The organism is Ramlibacter sp. (genome assembly GCF_028291745.1).
Lineage (GTDB): Bacteria > Pseudomonadota > Gammaproteobacteria > Burkholderiales > Burkholderiaceae_C > Ramlibacter.
The window spans coordinates 1-6,288 of record NZ_JAQGNQ010000043.1 but is presented as its reverse complement, the minus strand read 5'-3'; the positions used below and the strand labels follow the sequence as shown (position 1 = coordinate 6,288).

Annotated in this window: 6 protein-coding genes and 1 pseudogene; all 7 read right to left on the bottom strand. The window is 67.8% G+C overall.

The genetic code is table 11. From position 1 onward, the window contains the following. Positions 1 to 350: pseudogene (locus tag JWP60_RS06395) on the bottom strand (hypothetical protein); the annotation flags it as partial. Next, complete coding sequence (locus JWP60_RS06390) at positions 347 to 895, bottom strand: hypothetical protein (RefSeq protein WP_299787968.1); 549 nt, start codon at positions 893 to 895, stop codon at positions 347 to 349. The pseudogene JWP60_RS06395 and the gene JWP60_RS06390, both read right to left, overlap by 4 nt. Continuing rightward, positions 882 to 1,412 carry a hypothetical protein gene (locus tag JWP60_RS06385; protein ID WP_299787966.1) on the bottom strand — a complete coding sequence of 177 codons (531 nt, stop codon included), beginning with the start codon at positions 1,410 to 1,412 and terminating at the stop codon, positions 882 to 884. Before JWP60_RS06385 ends, JWP60_RS06390 begins: the two co-directional genes overlap by 14 nt. A 1-nt stretch (position 1,413) precedes the next feature. Next, positions 1,414 to 2,229: a hypothetical protein gene (locus tag JWP60_RS06380; protein ID WP_299787963.1), complete on the bottom strand. Its 816-nt coding sequence runs from the start codon at positions 2,227 to 2,229 to the stop codon at positions 1,414 to 1,416. Beyond that, positions 2,210 to 3,877 (bottom strand): GspE/PulE family protein, encoded by a 1,668-nt coding sequence (locus JWP60_RS06375; RefSeq protein WP_299787960.1) that lies wholly within the window; start codon positions 3,875 to 3,877, stop codon positions 2,210 to 2,212. Before JWP60_RS06375 ends, JWP60_RS06380 begins: the two co-directional genes overlap by 20 nt. A 52-nt stretch (positions 3,878 to 3,929) precedes the next feature. Further along, complete coding sequence (locus JWP60_RS06370; RefSeq protein WP_299787957.1) at positions 3,930 to 4,907, bottom strand: SCO family protein; 978 nt, start codon at positions 4,905 to 4,907, stop codon at positions 3,930 to 3,932. A gap of 123 nt (positions 4,908 to 5,030) precedes the next feature. Next, a partial coding sequence (locus tag JWP60_RS06365) for a multicopper oxidase domain-containing protein (protein ID WP_299787953.1) occupies positions 5,031 to 6,288 on the bottom strand: 1,258 nt, incomplete at its 5' end.

The following is a 6,288-nucleotide window of genomic DNA, read 5'->3' as shown; positions in this document are numbered from 1 at the left end:
GGTGGCGGCCGCACCCAGCTCTTGACGGCGAACAGTTCGGGCGCCGGCGCGGCGGCGGCCGCATCGGCGGGCGACGGGGATGCGTCACTGCTCCTGGCTGCCGTGGGCCGTGCGGCGGTCGGCGTGGCCAACGCCACGACCGCCACCGGCTCGAGCGCCGGTCCCGCGGACTTGCCAGCCACGGAGGCACGCGCGGCCGTCGCCGTGGCAGTGGTCCGCGCCGCCGGTTCGCGGGCGAGCGCGACGTCGGGGGCGGGCGCGGCCGTCTTGATGAAGTCGGGGCCGACCGCGAGCAGGCCGGCGCCACCGAGGAAGGCGCTCCAGAAAAGCAGGCGCTTGCGGTTCATCATCGTTTCACCAGGAACAGCGACAGGTGCACGCGGGCTTCGATCTGGGGATCGGCCACGTTCTGCCGCACGAGATTGAGGTCGTCCAGCGCGAGGCCGGGCGTGGTGGCGGTGGCCGTCTTGATGAAGCGGCGCACCTGCCCGTACGTGCCCTTCACCGGCAGCACGATGCGGTAGCGCGCGAGGCCCGCCTTGGGCAGGTCGGCACCCGCGTACTCGCCGTGCATCAGCACCAGGCCTTCGGCGGTGGCCGCGGCGTAGATGCCATCGACGCGCTGCGTCACCTGCTGTTGCTCCGACAGGCCGGCATAGAACTGCTCGCGTCGGCCGGCGGCCGTCTGCGGCGCGGCCTTGGTGCCCTTGCGCACGGCATCGGCCAGGCGTTCGGACTTGAGCGCGCGCGCCTGCATGGCAAGCGTCTCTTCGTGCATCGGCCGCAGCATGCCGACGCCGTAGCCGATGCCGCCCAGCAGCAGCAGCGTGCCGAGCAGGCCGGGCCAGCGCAGCGCCAGCAGCGATTCGGCGACCGCAAGCTTACGGACTGACATGGGAGGTCCCCCAATTCGCAACGATGTGGAAGCGCACCGGCTTTTCCGGCACGTCCTTGACCACGGTGTGGTCGGTCAGCACCACCTGCGTGAGGCCGGTGTTCATCTGCAGGTGCCGCTGGAAGGCCAGCATGGCGTCGAAGTTGCGCGCCTCGGCGTGGATCTTCACCTGCTGGCGCAGCGGCTCGGGCGCGATCGCCAGCAGCGCGACGTCCGTCTGGTCCGCGGATTCGAGGGCCGAGAACAGGTTGTCCCAGGGCAGCTTGGCTTTCTCGAGCTGCTGCCGCGCCGCCACCACGGCGGGCTCGTCCTGCTGCTGGCTCGCGTCCGCGCTGGCGCCGGTCGTGCCGGGAGCGTGCAGGCGCGCGAGGCGGGCCGCCTGGCCCGCGTGCTCTTGCTGCTCTTGCCACCCGAGGTGGCCGGAGACACCGGTGCTCACGAGGCCGGCCGCGAGCAGCAACCAGCCGCCCGCGCTGGGGGCGGGGCGGCGCTGGAAATCGATTTGGAGCTTGCGCATGTCAGGCCACCATCAACGCCATCGCGAGCAAAGGATCGGAGCAAGCGGCGGCTGCGCCGCGCTTCACTGTCACCTGCCTGGGCGTGACGCCGGCGCAGGAGGGCAGTTGCAGGTCGTGCTGGCCGGGCGCGTGCACGAACACGGGCGGCATGTCCTGCTCGCCGAGGCCGGCCAGTTGCACCTCGCGTTCGACCAGGTTGGCGAGTTCCTCCGGCGTGGCGGCGGCGCCCGTGTTGCGCAGGCTGCGCCAGCAGCCGCCCGTGGCCAGCAGCAGGCAGCTGCGGGTGGGCTCTGCCACCAGCAACACGAAGTCACGCCGCGCCAGCGACGGGCGCACGCGGTTGAACAGCGCAACCAGGTAGGGCTGCACGGACACCAGGCGCAGGCGCGACGCGGCCACCGCGGTGCGCAGCGCGTGCAGGAACCTGGTGTCCAGGCCGGCGGCGATGCGGCCGCTGGGTGCGCGCTCGCGGCCGACGATGATCTCGCGGCCACCGGAGTCGTTGCCGAAGGTGTCGTCGAAGCAGATCCCGGCGAAGGTGGCCAGCTCGGACGGCTGGCCGATCTGCGCCTGCCAGGGCACGAGCAGGTAGCGCACGAAGTGGCTGGAGACAACCAGGGTCAGCTCGCCGGCGCTGACCGTGGGCGCGGCCAGCAAGGTGTTGAGTGCATCGACGGCCGCCTGCGGCGTGCTGGAGACGCAGTCGGCCTGCGAGTGCAGTTCGGGCTGGGTGCCCCAGCCGCGGCGGCGGCGCACCAGCGCCACGCGCTCGGGGCTGAGCACCGCGGTATAGCGATCACGCCACGAAAGTGACACGGTTGATCTCCTGCAAGGTGGTCAGTCCTGCTGCCACCTGGGACACGGCCGATTCGCGCAGGAAGCGCAGGCCGCGTTTGCGGGCCGCTTCCTTGACGCGGGCGATCGGCTCGCGGTCGATGATGAGCTGGCGCAATTCGTCGTCGAGAAGAAGGATCTCGGCGATCGCGGTGCGGCCCCGGTAACCGGTGCCGCGGCAGCGGCCGCAGCCCTTGCCGTGGAGAAACTTGAAGCCGCTGGTGCCCTCGCGCGTGAGACCCGCGTCCGCCAATTCGGCGTCGCTCGGTTGCACGGGCTCGGCGCAGGTCGGGCAGACCTGGCGCAGCAGGCGCTGCGCGAGGATGCCGTTCAAGGCGGAGACGAAGCTGTAGGCGTCGACGTTCATCTGCGTGAAGCGGCTGATCACGTCGAACACGTTGTTGGCGTGGATGGTGGTGAACACCAGGTGGCCGGTCAGCGCGGACTGGATGGCGATCTGCGCGGTCTCGGGATCGCGGATCTCGCCCACCATGATCTTGTCCGGGTCGTGGCGCAGGATCGAGCGCAGGCCGCGGGCGAAGGTCAGGCCCTTCTTCTCGTTCACCGGGATCTGCAGCACGCCGGGCAGCTGGTACTCCACCGGGTCCTCGATCGTGACGATCTTGTCCTGGCCGTTGTTGATCTCGCAGATCATCGCGTACAGCGTGGTGGTCTTGCCGCTGCCGGTGGGACCGGTCACCAGCACCATGCCGTAGGGTTCGCGCGCCAGCCGGCGCATGGTCTTGATCGCGTCTTCCTCGAAGCCGAGCGACACCAGGCGCACGCCCTGGCCGCCGCTGGCGAGATCCTGCTTGTCGAGGATCCGCAGCACGGCGTCCTCGCCGAAGATGCTGGGCATGATCGAGACGCGGAAGTCGATCTGGCGGCCCTTGATGGCGACCTTGAAGCGGCCGTCCTGCGGCACGCGGCGCTCGGCGATGTCCAGTTCGGCCATCACCTTGATGCGCGAGATGACCTGTTCGGCGGTCTCGGCGCCGGGGATGCGGCTGACGTTGTTCAGGACGCCGTCGACCCGGTACTTGATCACGAGGCCGGTGTCGGTGGTCTCCAGGTGGATGTCGCTCGCGTGCGCCTTCAGGGCGTCGTACAGCGTGGAGTTCACCAGCTTGACGACGACGCTGGAGTCCTCGTTGATGCGCACCAGCGACAGGTTCTCGATCGACTCGTTGGACGAGGCGTCGTGTTCCTCGTTGCCGGCGGTCACGTTGTCGACGGCGCGGAAGTCCTCCTCGTGCCGGGCCAGCAGCGCGGTGAGGTCGGCGGGATGCGCCAGGTAGAGCGGCGCGCCGTCGAGGCGGGCATCGAGCCAGGCGACCAGCGCGCTGTCGAAGGGATCGGCGATGACGCCGACCTTCTGGCCGGTGGCCAGGCGCACGACCGCGCATTCGCGCTGCAGCGCCTTGGCCAGGGGAATCACCCCGAAGTCCGGCGTCGTCGCGAACAGCGCGTCGCTGGGCAGGTAGGGGTAGTGCAGGGTGGTGGCCACCGCTCGCAGGAAGCTGGCGGGCTCGTGGCCCATCACTTCCTCGAGTTCGGCGATCACCCGCCGGCCGGAGACGGCGGCGCGTTCGCGCGCCGCCTTGAGCAAACCGGCGGCTACGCCACCCATCTCGGGCAGCGCGTGGAGCAGTGGGGTTCCGATGATGCCTCTCCTCGACTCTTTACTTCTTCGCCGCCATCGCGGCAGCTCCCTTTTCCATGAACGAGAGCAGGGATTCGATTTCGCCGTCCTTCAATTTGAGGTTTGGCATCGCCAGCTTGTTGTACTTGGCATAGAGAGTCATCGCAAGTGGGTCTTTCTCTGCCAGCATCACATCGGGTTCGCGAATCCAGCGCACCAGCCAGTTGCGATCGCGGCTGCTGGTGACATAGGTCAGGTCGGGGCCGATGGTCTTGGCCATCGGCGTGTCGTTGATGCCCACCGTGTGGCAGGTGGCGCAGCGGGTACGGAACAGTTCCTCGCCCTTGGACAGCTGCGGCAGCCGCACCGGCGCCTTGGCATACGAGGGGTTCTGGTGCGTCGGCGTGCCTTTCCAGTTGGAAAGCCAGCTGCCGATCTGCGTGGCCAGCACCTCCGGGTTTTCCATCGGCGACGCCTTCTGCCAGCGGCCGGTGGTGTCGTTGCCGATCATCATGCTCAGGTCGTGGTCGATCTGTCCATCCACCAATTGGGGCGGCTTGTAGAGACCGAACTTGCTGCGCAGCATGTCGATGTCCTTGATGTCCCCGGTCAGGAAGGTCCAGCCGGGGCCAACGTCGAATTTCTTGGCATATGCCTTCAGCGCTTCGGGGCTGTCGTTGTCCGGATCGATCGTGATCGAGTAGAAGAACACGTCCTTGCCCACGCGGTCGCCCAGCAGCTGCTGCACCTGGCGCATGCGCGCCGTCTCCATCCCGCAGGAGGCCGTGCAGCCGGTGAAGATGAAATTGACCGCGACGACCTTGCCCTTGATCAGGTCGTCATAGAACTTGACCGGCTTGCCGTCCATGGTGGTGAGCGGCACGTTGGGAAAGTAGCTCTTGCCCCAGGGGTTGTAATTCTGCGAACCGTTGGCCGCGTGCGACGGGGTGACGTTCCAGATGCCCGCCAGCATCACGACGACGGTGGCGGCACGCAGCAGGTCGCGGGACTTGATCACTGTAGTTCCTCCTAGGGTTGTTAAGTAGTGGAAGAAGGGCTGGAAGAACCGGTCGGGTGGACGGCGGCCTTTCGGCTGCCGTCCACCCGCCGGACTTCATGCTCTCCTCAGGGTCGCCTCAGTTCATTGCACGCCCAGCGCGTCGCCGGTCCGGAACGTGGGGATCCCCACGGACGGTGCATATTCCACGCCATCCCACGTCGGCATCGGCGTTGCCATCACCTGGAACTGGCCGGGGAACTCGATGTCCCAGCGCAGCAGCATCGAGTTGTCCTCGTGCTGGGTGTTGTGGCAGTGCTCCATGTAGGTGCCGGCGAACTCGCGGAAGTGGATCGCGAACTCGATGGTGCCGGTGTTGTCTTCACCGCCCCCGATGCGATACACGTCCTTGCGGGCCCACTTTTCCCACTCCGGCGGCGCCTTGCCGTCACGCTTGAGGACGATGCCTTCCTCGAAGTGCACGTGCACCGGATGGCTCCAGCCGCCGCCCGAAGACAGCGTCCAGATCTGCAGGGTGCCGTCACCCGTGGAGCCGGCGTCCGTCGGCCCCGTGGACAACTGCTGCGAAGCGCTCAGGCGACGCGGGTCCATGTTGTAGGCCAGGCCACCGTCCGACTTGATGGTCCACGGGCTCGCGTCCGTGCCGCTCGAACGACCGAAGTCGAAGCTGCGGTGGACCGCGGTCTGCAGCTTGGCCATGTCGGCCGGATCCTCACGGTGCAGCCACAGCGGGATCATCGTCTTGCCGACCGGCTTGCCGGCGTGGGCCGGTTCGTACTGGGTCGGGTCCATGCTCTGGTCGACGCCGGCGTAAGCCTTGACGTTGAGCTGCATGATCTTGCCCACGGTCGGATCGCCGGCATCCCACTGCTGGGTGCCGTCGGAGTTGGTCTTCAGCACCGGCTTGTACTTCTCGGACAGGATGTCCGCCAGCGGGATCCGGACTTTCGCCAGGATGCCGGTGTCGTGGTGCATCGTGTTCATCAGGAACAGCTTGTCGCCCGCCTTCACCCCGTTCTTGGCGAAGTCCACGACGATGTCGTAGCGCTCCGCAATGCCTTGCGCGGGCAGCACGGCGTTGTGCTCCACGAAGTTGCCGTCGCCGTCGAGGTCCATCGAGCCGTCGAAGGGCACCGTGTGCTCCATCAGGTTGCCGTCGTTGGCGACCATGTGGAACGGGATGCGCTTGTACGACTTGCCGGAACCGGAGGGGCCGGGCATCTCGCAGAGGTTGCCCAGGCATTCCTTGACCAGGCCCAGCGCCAGGAAGCGCGACACCGAGCCGTTCAGGATCCGGAAACGATAGCGGCGGGCCCGCACGTCCAGCGTCGGGGCGTACTGCCAGTTCACCGTCAGGCGGTCGCCGATGAAGCCGTCCGTG